This window comes from Pseudomonas sp. MM227 (genome assembly GCF_947090715.1).
In the GTDB taxonomy this organism is placed as follows: Bacteria; Pseudomonadota; Gammaproteobacteria; order Pseudomonadales; family Pseudomonadaceae; genus Aquipseudomonas; species Aquipseudomonas baltica.
This window is the reverse complement of the sequence record NZ_OX352319.1, coordinates 3,716,329-3,741,110: the sequence shown is the minus strand read 5'-3', so window position 1 is coordinate 3,741,110 and position 24,782 is coordinate 3,716,329. Positions and strand designations below refer to the sequence as shown.

Sequence of the window (24,782 nt, the reverse complement as noted above, 5' to 3'; positions counted from 1 at the left end):
AGGGGAAACGTGCTGACAGTACCGGCTTTGCCGACGGTCGGGAACCACGGCAATGGCCGGTAACAACCTTGCGTGCTCTGCACGAATGGCCCGTTCGCGTATAGACGAGGGCTATGGGTTGGATTGCCAAAGGGTATTTCCCTAATCGGGCCCACCTCGTTAAGCTTGGACACATCGAATTTCAACCCTTTCCCATCTTCGCTTCCAAGGAGTTCTTCATGAGCATTCTGGTCAACCGCCAAGCCCCTGACTTCGACGCCGCTGCCGTACTGGGCGACGGCTCGATCGTCGACAGCTTCAAGTTGTCGTCCCTGCGTGGCAAGTATGTGGTGCTGTTCTTCTGGCCGTTGGATTTCACTTTCGTGTGCCCATCGGAAATCATCGCCCACAACAACCGCATCGCCAAGTTCCGCGAGCTGGGTGTCGAAGTGGTCGGGGTGTCCATCGATTCGCAGTTCACTCACCACGCCTGGCGCAGCACGCCGGTGGAGAAGGGCGGTATCGGTGAGGTCGAATTCACCATGGTCGCCGACGTCAAGCACGAGATCGTCCGCGCCTACGGCGTCGAGCACGAAGATGGCGTGGCCCTGCGTGCCTCGTTCCTGATCGACCAGCAAGGTGTCGTGCAGCACCAGGTGGTGAATAACCTGCCGCTGGGTCGCGATGTCGACGACATGGTACGACTGGTCGAAGCGCTGCAGTTCACCGAACAGCATGGTGAAGTCTGCCCGGCCGGCTGGCGTCCGGGCCAGAAAGGCATGAAGGCCGATGCCCAGGGCGTCGCCGACTACCTGGCTGGAAATGCCAAGAGCCTGTAAGCGCTGACCCTGCCTGGATTTCACGGGCAAGTTTCTGGGCTGGCGGCGTTGAACCTTCCCCAAGGTGCCTTGCCAGTCCTTTTTATTCCAGCCGCACCGGATCGGCGCCAACGTCCGGCAGTCAGGAGTTAGTCATGTCTCAAACCCGTCATTCCCGCGTGATCATCCTGGGCTCCGGCCCTGCCGGTTACAGCGCTGCCGTGTACGCTGCGCGCGCCAACCTCAAGCCGCTGCTGATTACCGGCATGCAGGCAGGCGGTCAGTTGACCACCACTACCGAAGTCGACAACTGGCCGGGCGACCCCCATGGCCTGACCGGCCCGGCCCTGATGGAGCGCATGCGCGAGCACGCCGAGCGCTTTGAAACCGAAATCGTCTTCGACCACATCAATGCCGTTGACCTTGCTGCCCAGCCGTTCACCTTGACGGGTGACAGCGCAACCTACACCTGTGACGCGCTGATCATCGCCACCGGCGCCAGTGCTCGCTACCTGGGCTTGCCGTCGGAAGAGGCGTTCATGGGCAAGGGCGTTTCGGCCTGTGCGACGTGCGATGGCTTCTTCTATCGCAACCGTGAAGTCGCGGTAGTGGGCGGCGGCAACACGGCGGTCGAAGAGGCGCTGTACCTGGCCAACATCGCCAGCAAGGTGACCCTGGTCCATCGTCGCGATACCTTTCGCGCCGAGAAGATCCTGATCGACAAGCTGCATGCTCGCGTGGCCGAAGGCAAGATCGAACTCAAGCTCAATGCCACGCTGGAGGAGGTGCTGGGCGACAACATGGGCGTGACCGGTGCGCGCTTGCGCAACAACGATGGCATTGCCGAAGAGCTGAAGGTCGATGGTGTGTTCATCGCGATCGGTCACACGCCGAACACTTCGTTGTTCGACGGGCAATTGGCTCTGAAGGACGGCTACATGGTGGTTCAGGGCGGGCGTGAAGGCAACGCCACCGCGACCAGCGTCGAGGGCGTATTCGCTGCCGGCGACGTAGCTGACCACGTGTACCGCCAGGCAATTACCTCGGCCGGTGCCGGCTGCATGGCAGCGCTGGATGTAGAGCGTTATCTGGATGGGCTGGCCAACGCTTCGTTCTGATCCAGAACCGCAGCGCGGCTTTCGCGGGTAGAACCCGCTCCCACAGGGTGTTGTAGTCCCAGTGAAGGACACTGTCCCTGTGGGAGCGGGTTCTACCCGCGAAGAGGCCCCAAAGCCGGGCACAAAAAAACCGACCCCTGCAGGTCGGTTTTTTCATGCCTGCCCGTTAGCCCCGCCGGGTCAGCGGCAGTTCGGAAAACCTCACCCCTGCCAACCCATGCGCCATCAGGTTGCGGATATTACCGTGATCACTGCCCTCGGGCGTCGCCACCACCGAACGGTAGTGTTCGCCAAACGCCAGCAGTGCCTCTTCATCGCTCAAGCCTTCCAGCAGTGCCAGGCCCAGGGTCTTGCAGGACCCTTCGTTCTGCCCGGCAGCATTGTCCAGAGCGCCGTTGCTGAATGCCTGTGGCTCAAAGGCATAGTGCTCGGCGACAAAGGCCAGCGTCGCGGCGAACTGATGTTCACCGCTGGCCAAGCTGGTGCGCAGCGAATTCACATCACGCATTGGGCGTCCCCTTGGCGAAGGCCGCCTGCTGTTCGGCGCTGGCTTCCTGCTGGTATTGTGCCTTCCACTGCGCATAAGGCATGCCGTAGACGACTTCTCGCGCCTCATCGAGGCTGACCTCGACCTGCTGCTCGTCGGCGGCCGCCTTGTACCACTTGGACAGGCAATTGCGGCAGAACCCTGCCAGGTTCATCAAGTCGATGTTCTGCACGTCCTTGCGTTCGTCCAGATGCTTGACCAGGCGGCGGAAAGCCGCTGCTTCCAATTCCAGGCGTTGTTGTTCGTTCATGTCGCTCTCCTGCTGGGCGGCAACCGGTCAGCGGCTGCCGGCGAGGGTGATCGAAACCGATTCGGCGAAGCGCAGCGCATGGGGCTTGTCGACTTCCACTTCGGCATAGCGCACGGCGGTGTTCTGCATGACCAGATCGAGAATCTCCTGGGTCAGGCGTTCGAGCAGGGCAAACCGGTTGCCCTCCACATGCTGGATCACCGCCTTGGTGATGGTGCGGTAGTTCAGGGCATGCTCGATATCGTTGTCGCGCACCGCTTCGAGCGCCGGATACAGGACGGTGAGGTTGATCAACACATCCTGCTTGTTGACGATTTCGTCTTCGTTGATACCGATGAAGGTGCGCAACCGCAGGTCCTTGACCCGGATGCGTGCCATTCCTGGCTGCAGTGGTGCCATCGTTGTGTGCTCCGCAGAATGTTCGGGGCCAGCGTCGTGCCGAACCGACGCAGGCATGCCTATTTTACGTGTCTGCCGCCGTTGACGGTCAAGGTCGTGCCCGTCACGTAGGGGTTTTCCAACAGGTAGCGCAGGCTCTGGTAGATGACCTCGGCACCCGGCTCGATGCCCAGCGCCGACTTGGCCAGCGATTTGTAGCGATAGTCGGCATCGTCATCCGGGTTGAACAGGATCAGCGCCGGGGCAATCCCGTTCACTTTGATCGCGGGCGCGAACCGTGCCGCGAACGACAGCGTGAGGTTGTCCAGTCCCGCCTTGCTCGCGCAATAGGCCATGTGCTTGGCGCTGCCCTTGCGCGTCACGTCATCGCTGATGTGCACGATGTCGGCAGGTTTCGACGCGCGCAGCAGGTCGGCGCAGTGCAAGTTGATCAGATAGGGCGCCAGCATGTGCACATTGACCATCTGCTGGAACGCGGCGGCTTCGTCTGCGGCGCTGTCCGCGATCCAGGCCGAGGCATTGTGCACGATGGCGCGCAGCTGGGTGGTCTGCGCCTTGAGTGCGTCGATGAAGGCCAGGATGCCGGCTTCGCTGGCGAAGTCGGCATGGATGGTCACCGCGCCCATCTCGCGCAGGTGCGCAACGGTTTCGCGCTCCTGGCGATAGCTGATGATGACTGGTTGGCCTTCGCCCAGCAGGCGTTCGGCACAATGCAGGCCGATGCGCTGGCTGGCGCCGGTAATGAGGATCGGGTGAGGCATGGGGCGAGCTCTTCGTCGGCAGGTTGCTGCGCCGATTTATATCACAAAGCGCAGCAGGTCCGGCCGTTCACGCCACCTTGGCCTTGGGCAGCGGCGCCCGGCTCGGCGTGGCGTGCAACCAGCCGCGCAACAGGCGCGTCGACAGCGGAATGAAAAAGAACACCATGAGCGGGGTCAGGGCCAGGGTACTGAGCATGACTCTGGGCACCAGGCTGATCTCGTTCAGCACGTGACCGAACAGGAAGTTGAAGATCAACGACACCGGAAAGAACGCCAGCCAGATGGCCACCGCCTGTTTCCAGCGCGGCGGGCGCTGCAGGCCACTGTCACCGAACCAGCCTTCGGTGCCGCTGACCCGGTGCACGTGTGGCTGGGCGAATAGTTCACTGCCACGGCCAAGCCAGGAGCGGCGGGAGGCAGAATGCTCCCATGCATGCAGCGTGGTTTCATCGGCAAAACGGAAGATGATCTGGAATTCGTCATCGCCCGGCGCGGGCGCCAGAACACCTGAACCCAGGTAACCTGGAAAATCGGTGGCCAGCTGTTCGCCCTCATGCAGCCAGGCGATCAGGTCCTGATATTTGCCATCGGCCACGCGGCGCGCAACCATCAGGGTAACGGGGGAGGTAGACATCGTGTATCTCCAGGCAGTCTGGCGCTCCGGGTAGGAGCCTCCATCGAATGCAGCGCCGGGGTGGTGGCGTGCATCTGAAATCAAGCAAGTATTATTCCCGAAAACTGCTGCGTGCACATCTACCGTCGGTTGGATCATCCACAAACCCCAAGCCTCTGCCAGCGGTTACACTGTGCGTTCCTGTTCCTGGCGGCGGTTGACTAGCAATGAGCGAATCCGGCACCCGATTGCCCGGCGTGCAAGACCACGCGCTGGACGAGCTGTACCCCATTCGCGAGGTGGCCCGGTTGACCGGGATCAACCCGGTCACGCTGCGTGCGTGGGAGCGCCGCTATGGTCTGGTGCAGCCTACCCGCACCGAAAGTGGGCACCGCCTGTACTCCCTGGCCGATATCGAAGAGGTGCGCAGTATCCTGGGCTGGATAGAGCGGGGCGTGGCGGTGAGCAAGGTGGGCAAGATCCTGGCGCGCACCCAGCAGGCCAGAACCGCGCTGCCCGGGCCCTGCGATGAGCACGGTGAATGGCAGCAGTGGCAGGAGCGGATTCGCCAGTGCGTACGTGAGTTTGCCGAAGCTCGGCTCGATCAGGTCTACGGCCAGGTGTTTTCCAGCTATCCGCTGGCCGTGGCATTCGAACAGGTACTGATGCCGGTCTGGCAGGAGCTGCTGGTGCATCAGGGCCACTTCGGCCAGGCCAGCGAATGGTTGTTCCTCGACACCTTCCTGCGTGCCCGCACCCTGCAACGGCTGCGCCTGGCTTCCGATCAGGGCCAGGACAGCCGGGTATTGCTGGTGGCCATACCAGAGCAGTGCCGGGAACTCGAGCTTCAGGTCACAGGCCTGCTGCTGGGGGGACCGCAAGTCGAAGTGCAACTGCTCGGTCTGGGCCAGCCGCTCGAAGAGCTGAGCCTGGTCTGTGAAAAGCTCGCGCCCCAGGCAGTGGTGCTGTTCTCCAATAGTCCAGCGCCACCGGCACTGCCACGGCAGCTGGCCAGACTGAACAACGCCCTGAGCTGCCCGTTGCTGTTGGCCGGAGAGCTGTCCGAAATCATGCAGGACAGCCTGCGATCCACTGAGATCGCCTGCCTGGGCAGCGATGGACGTTTGATGCAACGGCGTTTGCAGCAGTACCTGGCCGGGCATCTGGACAGCTGATTCGGCGCATTCAGGTGTGCAGTTGCGGATGCACCAGTTGGTGGTGCATCAGAATGAACTGGCGCAAGGACTCTATCGCCTTGGCGTTGTTCTGGCTGAGCCGGTAGGCAAACAAGCCGTGCTCGGCCTCGCGAATCATCGAACCGCGCAACGGGATCGGTGCGCACCCTTCGGGGGTGAACCACAGCTGAAATTGCGCGGGCGCCTGTGCCCCATTGCGGACCTCGAGCAAGGCGCCCTTGAAGGAAATGTCACGGACCCAGAAGTCGCTGTCACGCCCTTCGCCGTCGCGCAGCACGATCGGCTGCGCGAGGCTCAGCCGCCACGGGCGCAACATCGGTCCGTCCTCATAGATGCTGGGTGCCCCCAGCTCCAGGTGCGCCGCCTGGAACTCGTCTTCCACGACCTGCAGCGGAAAGCTGATCTGCTGGTTTTCCAGGTGTGCTTCGATGGTGACCTGTTCGTGGGATGCCAGGCGCATCAGCAGATCGCGAACCTGCGGTCCACCCTTGATGGAAAGGTTGAGCAGGGTATCGCGAACATTGAGCTGCGGGTTGGCCTGCATCGCCCGCAGAAACTCCAGTTCGTCCTGGGTCAGCAACACATCAGGCGGCATGGCGTGCACTCGCGGCAAAGGGTGACTCGAAGCAACATTGGAAAACGTCCATGGCGGTCATACCGCACCGGGCGGGGCAGGGGTTTCGAGTTCGACGATGCGCTGTTGCAGCGCCGCCACCTGCTGCTCGAGCGCGACGATGCGCTGCTGCGCTTCGACCTCGCTGCTGACATCCTTCTGGATGCCGATGTAGTACATCAGTTGGTCGCTGTCGTTGTGTACCGGGGTGATCGACAGCTCATTCCAGAAGAAACTGCCGTCCTTGCGGTGGTTGCGCAGCACCTCGCGGCACGCCAACCCCTGGTCGATCGCCTCGCGCACGCGCTGGCGCGCAGGCTGGTCGCGGTCGTCACCCTGCAGCAGGCGGCAGTCCTGGTAGAGCATTTCCAGCGACGTATAGCCGGTCATGCGCTCGAATGCCGGATTGACGTAGATGAGAATGTTGTCCTCGCCTTCCTGTTCGGCGACGACGATGCCGTCGTTGGACGCATCGATCACCAGTTGCAGCAGCTTCGCATTGATCATGTCAGGGTTCCCTAGCGTGCAGCGTAGTCTAATTCATACGGGCTGCGGGAGGGATCCCAGTACGTCAGATCCTGTCTTTCAATGCGCGGTCGGGCTGGTAAGATCAGCGCTTTCAACGGTCCGAGACAGTCATCATGAAAGTTGCCATCCTCAGCGGTTCGGTCTACGGCGCGGCCGAGGAAGTCGCCCGGCATGCCGAGCAGCTGCTAAAGCGACAGGATATCCAGGCCTGGCACAACCCGCGAGCCACTCTGCAGGACGTGCTGGCATTCGCGCCCGAGGCTGTTTTGGCGGTGACCTCGACCACCGGCATGGGCGAACTGCCGGACAACATCATGGCGCTGTACGCTCAGCTTCGCGATGAACTGCCGGCGGCGCTGCGTGGCCTGCCCGGTGGTGTGATCGCGCTGGGCGACTCCAGCTACGACACCTATTGCGGCGGCGGCGAACAGTTGCGCGAGTTGTTTGCAGAGCTGGGCGTGCACGAGGTTCAGGAGATGCTGCGCCTGGACGCCAGCGAAAGCGTCACCCCGGAAACCGACGCAGAGCCCTGGCTGGCCGAGTTCGTGCAAGCGCTGCAGGCCTGATGATCAGGCCTGTTCGGCGGGGTCGGCCGTCGCCGTGAGCAACTCGTTCAGGGCATCGGGCTGGCTCTTGAATGCCTTGGCGAAGATGTCGCGGTTTTTCGCCATGTAGATACCGGCGTCTTCGACCTGTTTGTCATCGAGTGACGGCACGGCTTTTTTCAGTACGTCTGCCAGCAACTCAGCCAGCTCGAGCATTTTGTCGTGACGATCGGCTTCAGCTTTGTCCATAAACAGGCGCTCCAGATCTCGGCTGCTGCGGTATACCACTTCGACGGCCATTGACCACCTCATTTGCCTAGGGAATGGTTTCAGTACAACTACTGTTCGTTTATACAGTGCCAAGCATAAGGCAAATCGGCAGGCTTGAACAGAGGTGCCGACGAGGGGCCCTGCGACAGTCTGGCTGCTTCTCACCAGCCATGCCTGGCCCTTATGCTGCATGCCCTGAACGAGCATAGGCGTTCAGGCGCATCTCACCATCGGTTGGCAAAAGGAATACAGGCAATGAAATGGGCCGAAAAACTTCGCGGGAGTCTGCACGCCCAGGCCGATTCGCTGGGCAATCTGTGCGTCGAGGCGTTCCACTATCTGGCGCTGTTCGGCATTGGCGCCATCACCGCCTGGGCGGCTGTCAGCGCTTTTCTGGGAATGGTAGAGAAGGGCAGCGTGAGCGTGGACGACATTCTGCTGCTGTTCATCTATCTGGAGCTGGGGGCGATGGTGGGGATCTACTTCAAGACCAACCACATGCCCATCCGCTTCCTGCTGTACGTGGCAATCACCGCCCTGACTCGCCTGCTGATCGGCGATGTCTCGCACCACAATGCACCGGATCTGGGCATCATCTACCTGTGCGGTGGCATCCTGCTCCTGGCTTTCGCCATTCTGGTGGTGCGCTATGGGTCTTCGCGCTATCCATCGGTAAAGGAGAAGTCCGACAGCTGAGCCGCACGGCGGCTCATTGCAGGCTGGCGGCGACCGGCGAGGTGTGCGCGGCGTTGGCGCGAAGGACTGGCTTGTTGCCCAGCTTCTCGATGTTGCCGGCATCGGTCATCGCCGCCAGGATCTGCATGGCGCTGCCCCCCTGCTCGATGGCCATGCCGAACTGAATGCTTTCGATCAGCCGACGCATGCGCTTGGGGTCGTTGCGTTGTTCGGCGGTGATCACGCGCTTGGCGGCAACGCCGCGCTCGTTGGACAGGGTCAGCATGATGCTGCCATCCAGGCGCTGAATGCTCAGGTTGACGCGGTACTCGGGTTGGAACGCATCGCTCAGGGCTTGGAATGGATTATCCATGATGTACTACCTGCAATAGTCGAACTTCGTTAATGGACTAGGCGATTAGTTACTGGTTCAAGACCGCTGGTCGGCGCCGCGTTTCATCTTTTGCTATATGTAACTGCCGCCCTACTTCGTCGCAGTTGATGTAGCAATCGCCGTGCCCGGACTGAAAAACTTATTCGCAGGCAATAAAAAAGGCGAGCCCAGGGCTCGCCTTTTCCTACGTTGCAGGGCTCAGGACTTGCTGTTGAGCACCTGTTCGTTTTCCAGAAACTCTTCTTCGAGCAAGGCTTCGTTCGGACCATCGGGAATGGTTTGCTGGTTGGCTGCACGCTTGTTGCGCAGTCTGCCGAACATGTGCTCCAAAGCGTGGCTGAGCTTCTCGGCGGCGCCATCGACCGCCAGGTCCAAGGTTTCTGCCTTGTGCGTCACGGAAATGGGCTGGTGACCTTTTGGACGCGCTTCCATCTGGCAGCGCATGTCGTCGGGCCCGGATTTCTGGCCGTTTTCGTCGGCGAGATGAACCTCGATACGGGTGAGATCCTCCTGATAATGCTCGACTGCGTTTTCCACTACGGTGCGTACCCACTCCTGCAGGCGGGCATCGCCTTGAATATGGTTATCGCTATTGACCTGGATCTGCATAGTTCATCCCTTATTCGGCTTGCTAGCTAGAGATTCGATGACACTGATATTCATCGCCTCTTGAAGTACAAGGTCAGGGAGTTGAAGAAACAATTCAACCCCCTGACGAAGATAAATATTCAGTAACTTTTTCGAACTTTTTCTGAAATAAGTGCGAAACCCAAACCTCTGCGGGGCGCAATCCTGGCCTTAGACCCGCTGCCACAGGGGTTCAACGGCAGCAGGCGCACGCTGCCAGCGTCAGAAGGCGAGGGAGGTCTGCACGTAGACGGTGCGCGGCTCACCCACGTACTTGCCCTTGTTGTTGTCGTCGAAGGAACGGGTGTAATACTGGTGATTGAAAATGTTCTTCACGCCCACCGCGACGTTCAAGTCGGACAATTGCGGGCCGAAGTCGTAGCCGGCGCGGCTGCTGAAGAGCATGTAGCCTGGGATGCGCCCGGTGCTGCCATCGGCGCTTTCGGCCTGGGTGTTGGCGTTGTCGGCGAACTGGCTGCTCTGGTAGCTGCTGTCCAGGTCGAGCTTCCACGGGCCCTGGGTGTACCCAACGCCTAGGGTGCCCTTGTGGCGCGAGGAGAACGGCACGCGGTTGCCCTTGTTCGGGCCGTCTTCGCGGATGGTGGCATCGACGAACGCGTAGCTGGCGTGAACGTCGAAACCGGCCAGGGCCGGGCTCAAACCGTCCAGTGCGTAGTTGATGCTGGTCTCGATACCCTGATGGCGAGTCTCGCCGCGAGCGATCACCGTGTCGTTGGTCTGGTTGCTGTCGTACTGGTTGTCGAAGTTGATCAGGAACGCACCGATTTCCGCGCGCAGATTGCCGTTGTCGTAACGCGTCCCCAGCTCCCAGGTCCGGGCCTTTTCCGGCTTCACTTCGCCGCCGGTCACACGGTTGGGCATCTGGCTGTACTGCACACTGCCGAACGAGCCTTCGGTGTTGGCGTACAGGTTCCAGTTCTCGTTGACGTGATAGAGCACGTTCAGGGCCGGCAAGGCGGTGGTGTAGTCGCCCTGGTATTTGACGTTGGTGAGGTTGTTGGTCTGCTGCGAGTCGATCATCTCGTAGCGGATGCCGGGCGTGAACGTCCAGCGGCCGATATCGATGCGGTCGTCGACATAGAAGGCGTGGGCCTGGGTGCCGCCGCGGGTATCCCGGTCGTTGCGGCTGTCGGTGCTGGGCAACTGCTGGTTGGCGCTGATCGGCGTGCGGTAGCGCAGCTCATGGCCCGCCTCGCTGATGTAGCGGTAGCCCACGCTCATTTCGTGCTGTGTCTGGCCCAGATCGAAGCCTTGGGAGAAGCGCGTCTCTACACCGCGTACCCAGTACTCGCGGGGCGACAGTGAGAGAAAGTTGCCCTGGTCCAGGTAGCCGCTGCGCAGGGTCTTGGTGAAGAAGGTGTTGGCGGTGAATTCGCGGCGATCTTCCTGGTAGCGGTAGCCGAAGTTGACCATGGTGCGGCGCCCCCAGAACTTGTCGTAGCGGCGGGTCGACTGATAGGGGTCGGCCTTGTAGTCGGCTGCGCTGAGGCCACCGGGCATGTCGGCCTCGCCTTCGTAGTACTGCGCCTGGGCATTGAGGCTGTTGGCTTCGTCGATCTGGTATTTGCCCTTGAGAATCAGGTCGTCGATCTGGGTATCGCTGTGCTCGCGCCAGTCGCCGCCGCGCACGCCGGAGTAGAGCAGGGCGCCGCCCAGGCCGTTGTCGGCAGTACCGCCCGCCAGCAGGTTGCCGGTGGTCTTGAAGCCGTCCTGGCTCGACGAAGGGCTGGCCTGGGTCTGCAAGCCGCCCTTGATGGTAGGTGCATCGGGAATCGCGCGGGTCACGAAGTTGACGATGCCGCCGACGTTCTGCGGGCCGTAGCGCACCGCGCCGCCGCCGCGCACCACGTCCACGGCGTCCATGTTGCCCATGCTGACCGGGGCGAACGACAACTGCGGCTGGCCATAGGGCGCGAACGGCACCGGGATGCCGTCCATCAGCACCGTGGAGCGGGTCGCCAAGCGTGGGTTGAGCCCACGGATGCCGAAGTTCATCGCCATGTCATGGCTGCCCGTGCCGTTGTTCTGTGGTGCATTGACACCCGGAATGCGGTTGAGGACATCGCGCGCGCTGGTGGCGCCAGTGCGTTCGAAGTCTTCGCGGCGCACCACGTCCCGGGCACCGGCGTGCTCGAACACGTTGGTCTGTTCGGCGGCGCCGAGCCAGTCGCCCACGACACTGGACGCACCCAGTTCGACCGCAGCACCGGCGCTGCCAGGCTGGGCCACAGGTGTGGCTTCCAGGCTGTAGGCGCCATCGCCCAACGGCTGCGCGTGCAAGCCGGTACCTTCAAGCAGTACGGCCAGTGCCTGTTCGACGCTGTAGCTGCCTTGCAGGCCACGGCTGGGCTGGTCTGCCAGGGTCGTCGAGCCGAATGAAATCAGTACACCTGCCTCGCGGCCGAACTGATTGACCGCGCTTTCGACCGACGCGGGCGCGATGTGGTACTCGCGGGTAGAGCCCTCGGCGGCCATGGCGTGCGGCAGTTGAGCCACGCTCACGGCAGTGCCGAGCAACAGACAGCGCAGGGCGCGGGCGAGTGGGGTGGGCAGGTTGGACATTCGGCGTTTCCAGGCAGGATGTAGTGGGAGTTACCCTGTCTGTCACGCGAGCAAGGCAAAACGGCTCACCGACGGTGTAAATAAATGCTCGCCGCCAAACCTGGCATGGCTAGACCCGGGATTGCACCGTGACCCAATAGCGGGTGAAGCGCCGGACTTTCACTGGCAGCGCCGACTCCAGTGAATCGAGAATTTTCTCGGTATCGCCCAGGGGGAAACTGCCGGAGAGCAACAGATTGGCAGCGCGGGCGTCGCAGTCCAGCTGGCCGCGGCGATAACGGCCTACCTCGGCCAGGAAGTCGCCCAGGCGCATGCGCGCGGCGATCAGCATGCCGTCGACCCAGGCGCCACTGTTGGCGTCCAGTGGTCGCGCCGGATTGAAGCGCTGGCGTTCGAACTCGAGCTGCTGGCCTTCGGCCAGGCGCCGTGGCTCATCGTGCAGCCCGGCGGCCTCGAGGGCGACGGCGCCCTGCAGTGCCTGCACCTGGGTGCTGCCCGGCAGTTGGCGAACATTGACCTGCCCCCGGCCAGCGGTGATCAGCCCTTGGTCGGTGCCGATGAGCAGGGGCCGCGCATCGGCACCCGCCGTGAGCATGATCTCGCCTTCGAGCAAGTGGATCAGGCGCCGACCCGCATCGAAGCGCACGTCCACGGCGCTGGTGGTGTTGAGGTGGATCCGGCTGCCGTCGTCCAGTTGCAATTGGCGGCGCTGGCCCAGCGGGCTGCGGTAGTCGGCCACCAGCGGCGGCAGCCAGTGCTGTTGTCGCAGGGCCAGGGTGGTTGCACCGGCCATTCCCAACAGCAACAGCGCCTTGAGGGCGCGTCGGCGGCCGGGCGAGTGGGGTGCGCCCACGGTAGCCTGCGCCAGGGAAGCGGGCAGGCCGGCGAACTGCTGATTGACCTTCTGGATGTGATCCCAGGCGCGACGGTGCTCGCCGTCGGCGTGCAGCCAGCGCTGCCATGCCTGCTGCTGGCGCGGATCGAGCGGGCCTTGTTGCAGTTCAAGCAGCCACTGCACGGCCTGTTCGGCCACGTGCGGAGAAAAACTGCGGGCTTCGTTCACAGCGCGAAGTAGCAGCGCAGGGCTGCCTTGTGCAGATGGCGCTTTACCGTAGCCAGGGATATACCGAGTTCACTGGCGATTTCGCGGTAGCCCAGGCCATCGACCTGTGCCATCAGGAACGCACGCTTGACCGTGACCGGCAGCCCTTCGAGTAGCGCGTCCAGCTCGAGCAGGGTCTGCAGGATGATCGCCCGGTGTTCTTCGCAGGGTGCAAGGGGCTCGGGCATCTGGCTCAAGGCCTCCAGATACGCGCGCTCCAGATCCTGGCGACGATAGTGGTTGAACAGCACGCGCTTGGCCACTGTGGTGAGAAACGCCCGCGGTTCACGGATGGGCGCGACCTCGCGCGCGGTCAACAGGCGCATGAAGGTGTCCTGGGCGAGGTCGGCAGCGTTGTCCGGGCAGCCCAGACGGCTGCGCAGCCACTCGGTCAGCCAGCGGCGATGGCCGAGGTAGAGGCCCTCGACCGAATGCGAGGCAGGGGAAGTCACAGAGCTCACCGCGAACACTCCGGCGCCATGGGGTGCGCAGCAGAATAAGAATTGTTCGTATCTTACGGATGAGCCGCCGTTTGAGCAAGGCCGACAGCCGTCCCAGCGTCGGCAAAAAGTGTTGCAGCACAAGATAAACGTCAACGGTCTTTGCGCATGAGAATATTTATCATTATTATCAGCACGATTCAGTGCCGCGTTCGTACGTTTGAAGGTCTTTCATGAGAAGCAGAATCGGCGGGGTACCTGCCTCGTATCGTTGGGCGGTGGCCTCTCGCATCGTCGCGGCTGTATTTGGCGGCTACGTGCTGGCGGCACTTGCAAGCGTATGCATCGCCTGGCTGCTGCCCATGGCACGCGGCGAGGCCGTGGTCAGCGCCATGATGCTGTCGTTCCTCGTGTATCTGGTGGCCGTGCTCTGGTGTTTCGCCTCGCACAGCGCCGGTCGAGCCTGGTTGGGCCTGGCCATTCCGGGCCTGATACTGGCCGCGATGGCGGGTCTTCTGCACTGGCAGCACCTGCCGTGAGAGAAGGCTTTCGCCAGGCGATGGCGTGGTTGCATACCTGGGCGGGGCTGGTGTTCGGCTGGTTGCTGTTCGCCATCTTCCTCACCGGAACACTGTCCTATTTCAAGGACGAGATCAGCCATTGGGCGCAGCCCGAAGTGCCGGTGCGCGTGCTCGACGCTCGGGCCAGCCTGACGCAGGCGCAGAGCTACCTGCAGGCCAATGCCGGGCAATCGTCACGCTGGTTCATCAGCCTGCCGGACGCGCGCGAGCCAGCGCTTTCGGTCATGTGGCAGGACCCGAACAAAAGCGGGCGCGGCAGCTTCACCCGGCATACCCTGGACCCGCAGACCGGGCAGCGAATCGAGGCGCGCGACAGCCGCGGCGGCGACTTCTTCTATCGCTTCCACTACCAGCTGCAAATGGGCTACCCCTGGGGCCGCTGGCTGAGTAGCCTGGCGGCGATGGTCATGCTGGTGACGCTGGTCACCGGCATCATCACCCACAAGAAGATCTTCAAGGAATTCTTCACCTTCCGCCCCGGCAAGGGCGCGCGTTCCTGGCTCGATGGGCACAACGCGATCGGCGTGTTGGTGCTGCCTTTTCACCTGATGATCACCTACAGCAGCCTGGTGATTTTCATGACCATGCTCATGCCGGCGAGCATCAACAGCCGCTACGATGGCGATACCCAGGCGTTCTTCAGCGAGATCTATCCGGGCAACCAGCGTTTGGTCGCCGCCGGGCAGCCTGCGCCGCTGGTGAATCTGGGAGGGCTGTACGACCGTGCGCTGCAGCAATGGCCCGGAGGCAGCATCGGCCGGGTGTCGGTGCAGATGCCGGGCGATGCCAACGCCCAGGTGCAGTTCAGCCGCCATGACGGCGATAGCGTGAGCCGCGACCTGGGCGCAGCCATCACCTTCGCCGGTACTACGGGCGCGGTGCTCGAGCAGCCGCGCGAAAGCTCCACGCCAATAGCCATCGCGGGCACGTTCTATGGGTTGCACATGGGGCTGTTCGCCGGGCCCGTGCTGCGCTGGCTGTATTTCTTCTGCGGCCTGGGCAGCACCTTGCTGATCGGTACGGGCCTGGTCATGTGGCTGGGCAAACGTCAGCTCAAGCATGCCCGCAGCGGTGTGCGGCCCTTCGAGCTGCGTCTGGTGGAAGTGTTGAACGTGGCCGGCATGGCCGGGCTGGTGCTGGCGGTGGCAGGCTTCATGTGGGCCAACCGGCTGCTGCCGGCGACCTATCCGGAGCGTGCCGGCATCGAGGTCGACAGCTTCTTCGTGGTTTGGCTATTGAGCATCGTGCATGCCGCTGTGCGCAGTGGCAGCAAGGCCTGGATCGAGCAATTGGGTCTGGCGGCGATTGCCCTGGCGAGTGTGCCGTTACTGAGTCTGCTCACCACCAACCATGGCCTGCCGGCGTCCATCGCCGCCGGCGACTGGGTATTGGCAGGCGTCGATCTCAGCGCCCTGGGCTGCGGCCTGGTGCTGGCGTGGGTGGTCATGAAGATACGTCGCCGCGCTGTGCTGGCGGCATTGCCGGTGGCGCGGACGGTGCGTGCGCGTCCTACCATGCCTGGCGAGGTGCACTGATGTTGGCTGCAGGTTTGCTCAGTTATGCCGGCTTCAGTGCCCTGTGCCTGGCCATGGAACGTCATCATCAGGAAATGCTCGGGCATCGACCCAGTCCTTCGCGCAAGGTGCAATTGCGCATGGCAGGCTGGGCTTTGCTGGCCTTGTCGCTGTGGGTCTCGGTGCTCAGCGCTGGCTGGGCCATGGGGCTGGTGCGCTGGACCGCAGTGTTGATGGGCAGCGCGGTATTCCTGGTGTGGCTGTTGCCGTACCGGCCACGCTGGGCCCTGGCATTGGCCGCAGCCGGCCTGCTGCTGGGGCCATTGGCGGCAGTGGCACACTGGTAGCGCGAGCTGCTCGCCAGTCTGCCGTCAGGTGCAAGCCAGGCGATATTCGCCTGGGGATACCGCACTTGCCTGGCGAAACCGATTGCTGAAGTGACTGGCGCTGGCGAAGCCGCATGCCAGCCCCACCTCGCCCAAGGGCAGGTGCGTCTGGCGCAACAGCGAGCGGGCGCGGGCGATCCGTCGAGCCAGCACGTATTGATGCGGCGGCAAGCCAAAGCTGGTGCGAAACATCCGTGCGAAGTGGTACTCCGACAAGCTGCACAAGGCTGCCAGTTGGCCGAGGCTCAGAGGTTCGGCCAACTGCGACTCGATGAAGTCGCGAAGCAGGCGCCGCTGATGAGGTGCAAGCCCGCCTTTGAGCCGAAGCTGCGGACGCGCGACCGCTTGGCTGAGCAGAGCGTGGGCGAGCATCTCGTGGGCCAGGCTGCTGGTCAGTACGCGCTCCCCCGGTTCGTTCCAATTCAACGTGATCAGACGAGCGAAGCGTCGTGCCTGTGCCGGGTCTTCGAGGAAGGTATTCTCGCGCAACTGCATTTCGCGGGGCTCACGGTCCAGCAGCGTCACGCAGCCCAGCGCAAACTGCTCTGCGCTGAAATAGAGATGGGCCAGGCGGATATCACCGTTGATCACTCATGCCGACTCATGGCCGGCCGGCAGGATGCACTGCTTGCCGGGCGCGCCTTTCTCCCAAGGGCGATCGCGGCGAAAGGTGCCCGTGCCGCCGCCGATGTAGCACGACAAAGTGTGATGGGTCGGCGCCTGATACTCCTGGGCATCGTGGTGATTGCTCCACAACGCCGCCACCATCGAGTCGCCCAGTTCGGCGCTGTGCTCGAGGCGCGCGTGGCGCGAGTTGTGCAGCGCCTGAAACACTTGCAGGTCCAGCAAAGCAGTCATGGTCGATACCTCCGTGGCCATGGTACTGCGTCGCGGGAAAGCTGCCAGTGCAGCGGCAGAAAAAGCGCAAGTTTGTGCAAGCCGGGATCGGCCGCTGCTCGGACAATGGGCCCCTGACCCCGGAGGGCCTTGTCATGAACCTATCGTTGTATCTGCTGACCGTACTGATCTGGGGAACGACCTGGATCGCCCTCAAGCTGCAACTGGGCGTGGTCGAGATTCCCGTGTCCATCGTCTACCGGTTCGGCCTCGCCGCGCTGGTGCTGTTCGTGATCCTGCTGGCCACCCGGCGACTGCAGGCCATGGGTCGGCGTGATCACTTCATCTGCCTGGCCCAGGGGCTGTGCCTGTTCTGCGTGAATTTCATGTGTTTTCTCACCGCCAGCCAGTGGCTGCCGACCGGGCTGATCGCGGTGGTGTTCTCCACGGCGACCTTGTGGAATGCACTCAACGCGCGGATCTTTCTGGGGCAACGGATCGCCGCCAGCGTGATCGGTGCAGGTGGTCTTGGCCTGCTTGGCCTGGGCCTGCTGTTCTGGCCGGAGCTGGCCGGCCATGATGCCAGCCCGCAGACCCTGCTCGGCCTGGGCCTGGCGCTGCTGGGCACCTTGTGCTTCTCGGCAGGCAACATGCTCTCCAGCGTGCAGCAGAAAGCCGGGTTGAGGCCGCTGACCACCAACGCCTGGGGCATGTTGTACGGAGCGCTGCTGCTGGGCGGCTATTGCCTGCTGCGCGGCACGCCGTTCACCATCGACTGGAGCATGCGCTACGTCGGCTCGCTGCTGTACCTGGTGATACCCGGCTCGGTGATCGGCTTTACCGCGTACCTGACCCTGGTGGGTCGCATGGGCCCCGAGCGCGCCGCTTACTGCACGGTGCTGTTCCCGGTGGTGGCGTTGAACGTCTCGGCCTATGCCGAAGGGTACCAATGGACCGCACCGGCCCTGGGCGGGCTGGTACTGGTGATGCTTGGCAACGTGCTGGTGTTTCGCAAGAGCGCCAGGCCGGCGACGCCCCCGTCGACTGGGTCGCTGGGGGCGCAGCTGGTGCCGGGCGGCGCGGTGCTGGTTCGCCCTAGCCCTTGAACGCCTGCGGGTTGACCAGATCCTGAGGGCGTTTGCCGAGCAGCGCCGCCGTCAGGTTGTCGATGGCGCGATAAGCCATGGCATCACGGGTCTGCGCCGTGGCCGAGCCGATATGCGGCAGCGTCACGACGTTGCCCAGCTGGAACAACGGCGATTCGGCCAGCGGTTCCTTCTCGTAGACATCCAGGCCGGCGCCGCGCAAGGTGCCGTCGCGCAGCGCCTGCACCAGCGCCGCTTCATCGACCACCGGCCCGCGCGAGATATTCACCAGAATGGCGCTCTTCTTCATTTGCGCCAGCTCGGCGGTGCCGATCATGTGCCGGGTCTTGTCGCTGAGCGGCACCACCAGGCAGACGAAATCTGCCTCCGCCAGCAGTTGCTCGAGGCTGCGGAACTGCGCGCCCAGTTCCTGCTCCAGTTCAGGCTTGCGGCTGTTGCCGCTGTACAGGATGGGCATGTCGAAGCCCAGCCGTCCGCGGCGTGCCACTGCCGCGCCGATATTGCCCAGGCCGACGATGCCCAGCGTCTTGCCGTACACATCGGTGCCGAACTGGTCGGGGCCGACGCTGGCTTTCCAGTTGCCGGCCTTGGTCCAGGCGTCCAGTTCGGCCACGCGCCGGGCGCTGCTCATGATCAGGGCGAAGGCCAGGTCGGCGGTGCTCTGGGTCAGTACGTCAGGGGTGTTGGTGAGCATGATGCCGCGCTCGTCGAAATAGCTGACGTCGTAGTTGTCGTAGCCCACCGACACGCTGGAAACCACCTCCAGATTGGCGGCGTCGGCCAGTTGCTTGCGGCCCAATGGCCGGCCGGCGCCGATCAGGCCGTGGGCCTTGGGCAGCGCCTCGTTGAACTGCGCGGCGATGTCACCCGCCTTCGGGTTGGGCACGATGACGTCGAAATGCGCTTCGAGCCGCTCGACCATGGCAGGGGTGATACGGCTGAACGCGAGGACGGTTTTTTTCATTGGGCGTGTGCTCGTCGGGAGTAATGAGAGCACGCTAACATTCCCGATCGAGCAGAAACAATCCCGGCTCAGTTGGCGATCTGCAGGTCGAAGGTCTGCAGGTCGGCGTCGTGCGCCGCCAGAATGTCGGGCAGCGAACCGCGCAGGTATTCCACCCAGGTCTTGATCTTCGCATCCAGGTACTGACGGGACGGATAGATGGCGTACAGGTTCAACTCCTGCAGGCGGTACTCGGGCAGCATGCGTACCAGCGTGCCGTTGCGCAGGCCATCGATGGCCGCGTAGATAGGCAGCACGCCCACGCCCATGCCACTGCTGATGGCGGTCTTCATCGCATCGGCGGAATTGACCTGGAACGGTGCGTTGCTGATGTTGACCATTTCCTGACCATCGGGGCCCTGAAACAGCCATTTTTCCAGTTGCACCACCGGGCTGACCAGGCGCAGGCAGGCATGGTCGCGCAGATCGCCGGGCGTGCGCGCCGAGCCATGAGCCTTCACGTATTCGGGGGAGGCGCAGACGATGCTGTAGGTGATGCCCAGGCGTTGCGAGACGAAGCCCGAATCGGGCAGCTCGCTGGCCAGGACGATGGACACGTCATAGCCTTCGTCGAGCAGGTCCGGGACCCGGTTGGCCAGGGTCAGGTCGAAGGTCACGTCCGGATGGGTACGCCGGTAGCGCGCGATAGCGTCGATCACGAAGTGCTGGCCGATGCCGGTCATGGTGTGCACCTTCAACTGCCCCGAAGGCCGCGCGTGGGCGTCGCTGGCCTCGGCCTCGGCTTCCGCCACATAGGTGAGGATCTGCTCGCAGCGCACCAGGTAGCGTTTGCCGGCCTCGGTCAGGGCAATGCGTCGGGTCGTGCGGTTGAGCAGCCGCGTCTGCAGGTGTGCTTCGAGGTTGGACACCGCGCGCGAGACGTTGGCGGTGGTAGTGTCCAGTTGCGCGGCGGCGGCGGTGAAACTGCCGGCTTCGGCCACACAGGTGAACGCACGCATGTTTTGCAAGGTGTCCATGATTCGGTCTCTGGTTCGACGGACAAATTGTCGCATGAAGCAACAATTATACAGAAGGATTATCACCGGTTCGGTAACAAAGATTCGCAGGAATTCCAGCTTATCGCCGCTATGCACCCGCTCTAGAATGCCGGCCCAGACCTCTCCGCACGCCTACCCCTTTCCGGAAATCGCCGCAGTGCCGCGCCGCCTCATCGACGAGTTGAAACCCCTCAGTATCTGGATCTTGACCCTGGCCTTGACCGGCTGTATCGGCACTGCCGGCATCGCTCCCGAGGACGAAGCCTTGTCAGCCGATGCGCTGGCCACCGACGCTGCCATTCAAACCGCCGTCCAGGATGCTCGCTGGCCTGAGGGCCAATGGTGGCAAGCGTATGGCGACAAGCAGCTCGATGCCTGGGTGAGCCTGGCCTTGCTCGGCAGCCCGAGCATGGCCATGGCGGCCGCCCGCGTGCGCCAGGCCAAGGCCATGGCGGGGCTGGCGGAGTCCGCCGAATCCCTGCACATCGACGCCAGCGCTCATTTGCATCGCCACGCCTGGCCTGCCGACCCCTTCTATGGTCCCGGCGACCTGTCGCGCCAGACCACGTGGGACAATGACGCCGGTCTGGGCTTCACCTATGCGCTGGACCTGTGGGGCCGTGAGCGCAATGCCAGCGAGCGCGCCGTCGACCTTGCACACATGAGCGTCGCTCAGGCGCGGCAGGCTCGGCTGGAGCTTGCGAGCAACGTGGTGCAGGCGTACATCCAGCTCTCATTGCACTATGCCCAGCGCGACATCGCGCACAGCACCCTGACCCAGCAAGAGCAGATCCTGGCGCTGGCGCAGCGGCGTCTGCGCGGCGGCATCGGCACCCATCTGGAAGTCAGCCAGGCCGAGACTCTGCTGCCGGAAACCCATCGGCAGATCGACGCCCTGGATGAGCAGATTTCCCTCGCACAGAACCAACTGGCCGCACTGGCGGGCAAAGGGCCGGGGCAGGGCAGCCAACTCACGCGTCCTAGCTTGTCTCTGCAAGCGCCGCTTGGGTTGCCTTCGGTGCTGCCCGCGCAACTGCTGGGGCAGCGCCCGGATGTGGTCGCCAGCCGCTGGGCCGTGGCGGCGAACGCGCGCGGCATCGATGTGGTGCAGGCTGGTTTCTATCCCAACGTCGATCTGGTCGGCAGCCTGAGTTACCTGGCCACCGGCGGCGGCATGCTGGAGTTCCTCGCCGGCCGCAAGCTGAGCTACAACGCTGGCCCCGCGTTGAGCCTGCCGATCTTCGATGGCGGTCGGCTGCGTGCGCAGTTGGCCGATGCATCGGCAGGCTACGATCAGGCCGTGGCACGCTACAACCAGACGTTGGTGGAGGCGCTCAAGCAGATCTCCGACCAGCTGATTCGCCGCGCCTCCATGGCCAAGCAACAGGCCTTCGCCGAGCAATCGGTGGCGTCGGCGCGCAAGAGCTACGACATTGCCCTGATCGCCTACCAGCGCGGTCTGACCGGCTACCTGGAAGTGCTCGATGCGCAGACTTTGCTGTTGCGCCAGCAGCAGGTCGAGCAACAGGTGCAGGCTGCGCGGCTGGCGGTGCATGCGCAGTTGGTCACGGCGCTGGGCGGTGGCCTGGGGGCGGGCAGCGATACCCCTGCCGCGCAGCGTCTGCAGGTTCCCAAGCCACTGGTGGTGATCGGTAGATGACCACTTGGCTGGGCAGCCTGCCCTGGCGCCGGGGTTTCTTCGACTGGGCACGCAGCGATGGCGTCACCTGGATCTACATCTTCAAGGTGCTGCTGGCCGCATTCACCACGCTGTGGCTGGCCATGCGCCTGGAGCTGCCGCAACCGCGTACGGCGATGATCACCGTGTTCATCGTTATGCAGTTGCAAAGCGGCCACGTCTTCGCGAAAAGTTTCTATCGTCTGCTGGGCACGCTGGCGGGATCGGCGGTGACGGTGGTGTTGATCGCCCTGTTCGCGCAGAACACCGAGCTGTTCCTGTGCGGCCTGGCGCTGTGGGTCGGCCTCTGCTCGACCGGTGCCATGCGCTGCCGCAACTTCCGCGCCTACGGCTTTGTCTTGGCTGGCTACACCGCGGCCATGGTCGGTCTGCCGGCCCTGGCCCATCCGGACGGTGCCTTCATGGCGGCGGTCTGGCGCGTGCTGGAGATTGCCCTGGGCATTCTTGTCGCGACGGCGGTCAGCGCGGCCATTCTTCCGCAGTCGGCCTCCGCTTCGATGCGCAACGCCTTGTATCAGCGCTTTGGCGTATTCGCCCGGTTCGCCGCCGATGGCCTGCGCGGTGGCAGCGCACGGGAACAGTTCGAAGCCGACAACGTGCGCTTCATCGCCGAAGCGGTGGGCCTGGAGAGCCTGCGCAGTGTGACGGCCTTCGAAGACCCGCACATGCGCCGGCGCAATGGTCGGGTCAGCCGACTGAACAGTGAATTCATGGCGGTGACCACCCGCTTCAATGCGCTGCACCAATCACTCGAGCGTATCCGCGCGCGCGGTCATCGCCAGGTGGTAACTGCCATCGAACCGGCCTTGCAGGCATTGACGCACGTGCTGGACGACTTCGCCGGGCAGGCCTTGACCAATGCCGATGCCGCACGTTTGGCCCGGCGCATGGTGCAGTACAAGGACGCGCTGCCAGCACAGGTGCGCAGCTTGCGCGACAGCTTCGAGCAGAGTGGTCCGGAAGATGACGATCTGCTGGATTTCCATACCGCATTCGAGTTGCTCTATCGCTTCGTCGAAGAACTGCACGGCTATGCCCAGACCCATGCCTCGCTGGCCGAGCATCGGCATGCCCGCGAGCGCTGGGACGAGCCGTACCGTGCGCAGACCAACTGGCTGGCCAGCGCCGCCGCCGGTATTCGCGGCGCGCTGGTGTTGCTGCTGCTGGGCGGCTATTGGATAGCGACGGCCTGGCCCAGCGGCGCGACCATGACCCTGGTAGCTGCAGCCACCGTAGGCCTGTCGGCGGCGTCACCGAACCCGCGGCGGATGTCGTTCCAGATGGCCTGCGGCACCTTGCTGGGGGCGCTGGTCGGCTTCTACACGACCTTTTTCGTGCTGCCGTGGATCGACGGCTTCGCGCTACTGTGCCTGACCCTCGCGCCGGTGCTGACGCTGGGCGCCTTCCTTGCCTCTCGACCTCGCTTCGTTGGCTATGGACTGGGCCTGCTGATCTTCTTTTCCATGGGCTCGGTGCCCGGCAACCTCACCCAGTACGATCCGTATGCGTTCATCAACGACTACATTGGCATGGTCCTGGGGATGCTGTTCTGCGCTGCCGCTGGCGCGGTCATCCTGCCGCCCAACAGTCGCTGGATGTGGCAGCGCCTGGAGCAGGACCTGCGCGCCCTGGTGGTGTTCGCCATCAGCGGCAAGCCGCGCGGCCTGGGCTCGGCCTTCGAGAGCCGCACCCGCGACCTGCTGCATCAGGCCTATGGCCTGGCGGCCGGGCAGCCACAGGTGCAGCGCAACCTGCTGCGCTGGATGTTCGTGGTGATGGAGGTGGGGCACGCCATCATCGAGCTGCGCCGCGAGCAGGAGCGCTTGCCGGTGCACCCGGCCTATGCCCCGTGGCAGCCGTGGCGCCAGTCGATCCGGGTGCTGGGGCGTGCGCTGATTCGCCTGTTCATCCAGCCCCAGGCGGGCAACCTCCAGCGCGCGTTGGCGGCCGTGGAGCAGGCCATTCACCTGGTCAGGAACACCGACGAGCCCTTCGCCCGACATTTCGATACCTCGGCGCTGCGCCGGGTGCAGAGTTACCTGCACTTCATCCGCAGCTCGTTGCTGGACCCGCAATCACCCCTTGCCGAACTGGCCGCGCCTGGAGCCGAGCATGCCGCGTGAGATCGCCTTCCATGGTCTGTACATGCCGACCATGACCCTGTTGTTCGTGCTCGCCGCCGGGTTGGCCTGGGCCTTCGACCGGCTGTTCGCCAGCCTCGATGTGTACCGATTCTTCTGGCACCCGGCGCTGTTGCGCCTGAGCCTGTTCGTCTGTCTGTTCGGCGCCATGGCGCTGACTGTCTACCGGTGAGAACCTGCGCAATGAAAAAGTTTTTCAGCCTGTTGGCGACCCTGCTGGTGCTGGCACTGGCGATCTTCATCGGTCGCCAGTTGTGGGTGCACTACATGCAAACACCCTGGACCCGCGACGGACGCGTGCGTGCGGACATCATCAACGTCGCCGCCGATGTGTCGGGCTACGTCACGGCGGTGCCGGTGCGCGACAACCAGCGTGTGCGCAAGGGCGACGTGCTGCTGCAGATCGATCCGGCGCACTACCGCCTGGCGGTCAAGCAGGCGCAGGCGCTGGTGGCGTCGCGCAAGGCCGCCTGGGACATGCGCAAGGTCAATGCCAGCCGTCGTGCCGACCTCGATGAACTGGTGATCTCCAGGGAAAGTCGCGAGGACGCCAGCAACGTCGCCGCCTCGGCACTGGCCGACTATCAACAGGCCGAGGCGCGCCTCGAGGCCGCGCAGCTGGACCTGGACCGCGCCCGTGTGCTGGCCACGGTAGATGGCTACGTCACCAACCTCAACGTGCATGTCGGTGACTACGCGCGGGTGGGTGAGGCCAAGCTGGCCGTGGTCGATGAACATTCGTTCTGGGTCTACGGCTATTTCGAAGAAACCAAGCTGCCCCATGTGCATGTCGGCGACGCGGCGCAGTTGCAGATGATGAGCGGCGAGACCCTCAAGGGCCATGTGGACAGCATCTCGCGCGGCATCTATGACCGCGACAACCCGCAAAGCCGCGAGCTGACCGCCGACGTCAATCCGACCTTCAACTGGGTTCGCCTGGCGCAGCGAGTGCCGGTGCGCATCCAGCTGGACGAGGTGCCCGAAGGCGTGCTGCTGGCAGCCGGCACGACCTGCACGGTGATCGTCACGCCCGCACTGCGGTGATCACTGCGCAAGCGT

Annotated in this window: 28 protein-coding genes and 1 pseudogene; 13 read left to right on the top strand and 16 right to left on the bottom strand. The window is 63.6% G+C overall.

The genetic code is table 11. The annotated features are described in order from the left end of the window. The first annotated feature begins 218 nt into the window (after positions 1-218). Together ONG87_RS16965 and trxB are read left to right on the top strand one after the other, a co-directional pair. Complete coding sequence (locus ONG87_RS16965) at positions 219-818, top strand: peroxiredoxin (protein ID WP_122475170.1); 600 nt, start codon at positions 219-221, stop codon at positions 816-818. Positions 819-952: 134 nt separating this feature from the next. Then, positions 953-1,915 (top strand): thioredoxin-disulfide reductase, encoded by a 963-nt coding sequence (gene trxB / locus ONG87_RS16960; protein WP_122475169.1) that lies wholly within the window; start codon positions 953-955, stop codon positions 1,913-1,915. A gap of 166 nt (positions 1,916-2,081) precedes the next feature. Here the strand turns inward: trxB and ONG87_RS16955 are convergent, their stop codons facing one another. From ONG87_RS16955 to ONG87_RS16935, 5 genes are all read right to left on the bottom strand, one after another. Then, positions 2,082-2,423, bottom strand: coding sequence for a HopJ type III effector protein (locus ONG87_RS16955; RefSeq protein ID WP_264381703.1), 342 nt, complete (start codon positions 2,421-2,423; stop codon positions 2,082-2,084). Next, entirely contained in the window at positions 2,416-2,712 is a 297-nt protein-coding gene (locus ONG87_RS16950; protein ID WP_049861226.1) for a DUF1244 domain-containing protein, read from the bottom strand. The genes ONG87_RS16955 and ONG87_RS16950 overlap by 8 nt, the downstream gene beginning before the upstream one ends. A gap of 27 nt (positions 2,713-2,739) precedes the next feature. Continuing rightward, positions 2,740-3,111: a dihydroneopterin triphosphate 2'-epimerase gene (folX, locus tag ONG87_RS16945; RefSeq protein ID WP_049861227.1), complete on the bottom strand. Its 372-nt coding sequence runs from the start codon at positions 3,109-3,111 to the stop codon at positions 2,740-2,742. A gap of 59 nt (positions 3,112-3,170) precedes the next feature. Beyond that, positions 3,171-3,872: a dihydromonapterin reductase gene (folM, locus tag ONG87_RS16940; RefSeq protein ID WP_122475165.1), complete on the bottom strand. Its 702-nt coding sequence runs from the start codon at positions 3,870-3,872 to the stop codon at positions 3,171-3,173. 67 nt (positions 3,873-3,939) lie between these two features. Further along, a complete protein-coding gene (locus ONG87_RS16935) occupies positions 3,940-4,506 on the bottom strand; it encodes an antibiotic biosynthesis monooxygenase (RefSeq protein ID WP_122475163.1) in 567 nt (188 codons plus the stop codon). A gap of 206 nt (positions 4,507-4,712) precedes the next feature. Between ONG87_RS16935 and ONG87_RS16930 the strand changes: the two genes are divergently transcribed. After that, positions 4,713-5,660, top strand: coding sequence for a MerR family transcriptional regulator (locus ONG87_RS16930; protein WP_264381702.1), 948 nt, complete (start codon positions 4,713-4,715; stop codon positions 5,658-5,660). A gap of 10 nt (positions 5,661-5,670) precedes the next feature. On the opposite strand, the gene ONG87_RS16925 is transcribed toward ONG87_RS16930, so the two are convergent. Both ONG87_RS16925 and ONG87_RS16920 read right to left on the bottom strand, forming a co-directional pair. Beyond that, positions 5,671-6,276 (bottom strand): hypothetical protein, encoded by a 606-nt coding sequence (locus ONG87_RS16925; RefSeq protein WP_192058620.1) that lies wholly within the window; start codon positions 6,274-6,276, stop codon positions 5,671-5,673. 57 nt (positions 6,277-6,333) lie between these two features. Further along, positions 6,334-6,801, bottom strand: a complete 468-nt coding sequence (locus ONG87_RS16920; RefSeq protein ID WP_122475159.1) for a PAS domain-containing protein — start codon at positions 6,799-6,801, stop codon at positions 6,334-6,336. Positions 6,802-6,935: 134 nt separating this feature from the next. Between ONG87_RS16920 and ONG87_RS16915 the strand changes: the two genes are divergently transcribed. Then, a complete protein-coding gene (locus tag ONG87_RS16915; protein ID WP_122475157.1) occupies positions 6,936-7,388 on the top strand; it encodes a flavodoxin in 453 nt (150 codons plus the stop codon). Between the two features lie 3 nt (positions 7,389-7,391). Here the strand turns inward: ONG87_RS16915 and ONG87_RS16910 are convergent, their stop codons facing one another. After that, positions 7,392-7,667, bottom strand: a complete 276-nt coding sequence (locus ONG87_RS16910) for a YebG family protein (protein ID WP_122475156.1) — start codon at positions 7,665-7,667, stop codon at positions 7,392-7,394. Positions 7,668-7,892: 225 nt separating this feature from the next. On the opposite strand from ONG87_RS16910, the gene ONG87_RS16905 reads away from it, so the two are divergent. Beyond that, positions 7,893-8,333: a phosphate-starvation-inducible protein PsiE gene (locus ONG87_RS16905; protein WP_043192974.1), complete on the top strand. Its 441-nt coding sequence runs from the start codon at positions 7,893-7,895 to the stop codon at positions 8,331-8,333. A 13-nt stretch (positions 8,334-8,346) separates the two neighbouring features. On the opposite strand, the gene ONG87_RS16900 is transcribed toward ONG87_RS16905, so the two are convergent. The 5 genes from ONG87_RS16900 to ONG87_RS16880 all read right to left on the bottom strand — a co-directional run bounded on the left by ONG87_RS16900 (position 8,347) and on the right by ONG87_RS16880 (position 13,470). After that, entirely contained in the window at positions 8,347-8,685 is a 339-nt protein-coding gene (locus ONG87_RS16900) for a DUF3509 domain-containing protein (RefSeq protein WP_264381701.1), read from the bottom strand. Between the two features lie 219 nt (positions 8,686-8,904). Beyond that, positions 8,905-9,315: an HPF/RaiA family ribosome-associated protein gene (locus tag ONG87_RS16895; RefSeq protein ID WP_122475152.1), complete on the bottom strand. Its 411-nt coding sequence runs from the start codon at positions 9,313-9,315 to the stop codon at positions 8,905-8,907. Positions 9,316-9,555: 240 nt separating this feature from the next. Further along, positions 9,556-11,916 (bottom strand): TonB-dependent Fe(3+) dicitrate receptor FecA, encoded by a 2,361-nt coding sequence (gene fecA, locus ONG87_RS16890; RefSeq protein ID WP_264381700.1) that lies wholly within the window; start codon positions 11,914-11,916, stop codon positions 9,556-9,558. Between the two features lie 109 nt (positions 11,917-12,025). Next, entirely contained in the window at positions 12,026-12,979 is a 954-nt protein-coding gene (locus tag ONG87_RS16885) for a FecR domain-containing protein (protein ID WP_264381699.1), read from the bottom strand. Further along, positions 12,976-13,470 (bottom strand): sigma-70 family RNA polymerase sigma factor, encoded by a 495-nt coding sequence (locus tag ONG87_RS16880; RefSeq protein WP_192054933.1) that lies wholly within the window; start codon positions 13,468-13,470, stop codon positions 12,976-12,978. Before ONG87_RS16880 ends, ONG87_RS16885 begins: the two co-directional genes overlap by 4 nt. A gap of 221 nt (positions 13,471-13,691) precedes the next feature. On the opposite strand from ONG87_RS16880, the gene ONG87_RS16875 reads away from it, so the two are divergent. The 3 genes from ONG87_RS16875 to ONG87_RS16865 are packed head-to-tail and all read left to right on the top strand — an operon-like array spanning position 13,692 to position 15,900. Further along, on the top strand, positions 13,692-13,997 hold the full coding sequence (locus ONG87_RS16875; RefSeq protein ID WP_122475147.1) for a DUF3649 domain-containing protein: 306 nt from the start codon (positions 13,692-13,694) through the stop codon (positions 13,995-13,997). Continuing rightward, positions 13,994-15,574: a PepSY domain-containing protein gene (locus ONG87_RS16870; RefSeq protein ID WP_264381698.1), complete on the top strand. Its 1,581-nt coding sequence runs from the start codon at positions 13,994-13,996 to the stop codon at positions 15,572-15,574. The genes ONG87_RS16875 and ONG87_RS16870 overlap by 4 nt, the downstream gene beginning before the upstream one ends. Beyond that, positions 15,574-15,900 (top strand): DUF3325 domain-containing protein, encoded by a 327-nt coding sequence (locus ONG87_RS16865; RefSeq protein WP_192137749.1) that lies wholly within the window; start codon positions 15,574-15,576, stop codon positions 15,898-15,900. Before ONG87_RS16870 ends, ONG87_RS16865 begins: the two co-directional genes overlap by 1 nt. Positions 15,901-15,924: 24 nt before the next feature. Here the strand turns inward: ONG87_RS16865 and ONG87_RS16860 are convergent. Next, positions 15,925-16,797: pseudogene (locus ONG87_RS16860) on the bottom strand (helix-turn-helix domain-containing protein). 134 nt (positions 16,798-16,931) lie between these two features. On the opposite strand from ONG87_RS16860, the gene ONG87_RS16855 reads away from it, so the two are divergent. Further along, positions 16,932-17,882: a DMT family transporter gene (locus tag ONG87_RS16855; protein WP_264381697.1), complete on the top strand. Its 951-nt coding sequence runs from the start codon at positions 16,932-16,934 to the stop codon at positions 17,880-17,882. Here ONG87_RS16855 and ONG87_RS16850 read toward each other — a convergent pair. Continuing rightward, the gene (locus tag ONG87_RS16850; RefSeq protein ID WP_122475140.1) at positions 17,872-18,846 is read right to left on the bottom strand and encodes a D-glycerate dehydrogenase; all 975 of its coding nucleotides are present in this window, start codon (positions 18,844-18,846) and stop codon (positions 17,872-17,874) included. The two genes, ONG87_RS16855 and ONG87_RS16850, sit on opposite strands and share 11 nt — an antisense overlap. 68 nt (positions 18,847-18,914) lie before the next feature. Then, a complete protein-coding gene (locus tag ONG87_RS16845) occupies positions 18,915-19,862 on the bottom strand; it encodes a LysR family transcriptional regulator (protein WP_122475138.1) in 948 nt (315 codons plus the stop codon). A gap of 178 nt (positions 19,863-20,040) precedes the next feature. Here ONG87_RS16845 and ONG87_RS16840 point away from each other — a divergent pair, with 178 nt between their 5' ends. From ONG87_RS16840 to ONG87_RS16825, 4 genes are read left to right on the top strand one after another with little or no spacing between them, the layout of a single operon-like run. Next, positions 20,041-21,543, top strand: coding sequence for an efflux transporter outer membrane subunit (locus ONG87_RS16840; protein ID WP_264381696.1), 1,503 nt, complete (start codon positions 20,041-20,043; stop codon positions 21,541-21,543). Further along, positions 21,540-23,705: an FUSC family protein gene (locus ONG87_RS16835; protein WP_264381695.1), complete on the top strand. Its 2,166-nt coding sequence runs from the start codon at positions 21,540-21,542 to the stop codon at positions 23,703-23,705. Before ONG87_RS16840 ends, ONG87_RS16835 begins: the two co-directional genes overlap by 4 nt. After that, positions 23,695-23,895 (top strand): DUF1656 domain-containing protein, encoded by a 201-nt coding sequence (locus tag ONG87_RS16830; RefSeq protein ID WP_122475134.1) that lies wholly within the window; start codon positions 23,695-23,697, stop codon positions 23,893-23,895. Before ONG87_RS16835 ends, ONG87_RS16830 begins: the two co-directional genes overlap by 11 nt. An 11-nt stretch (positions 23,896-23,906) precedes the next feature. Continuing rightward, positions 23,907-24,767 carry an HlyD family secretion protein gene (locus ONG87_RS16825; RefSeq protein WP_264381694.1) on the top strand — a complete coding sequence of 287 codons (861 nt, stop codon included), beginning with the start codon at positions 23,907-23,909 and terminating at the stop codon, positions 24,765-24,767. Positions 24,768-24,782 lie beyond the last annotated feature (15 nt).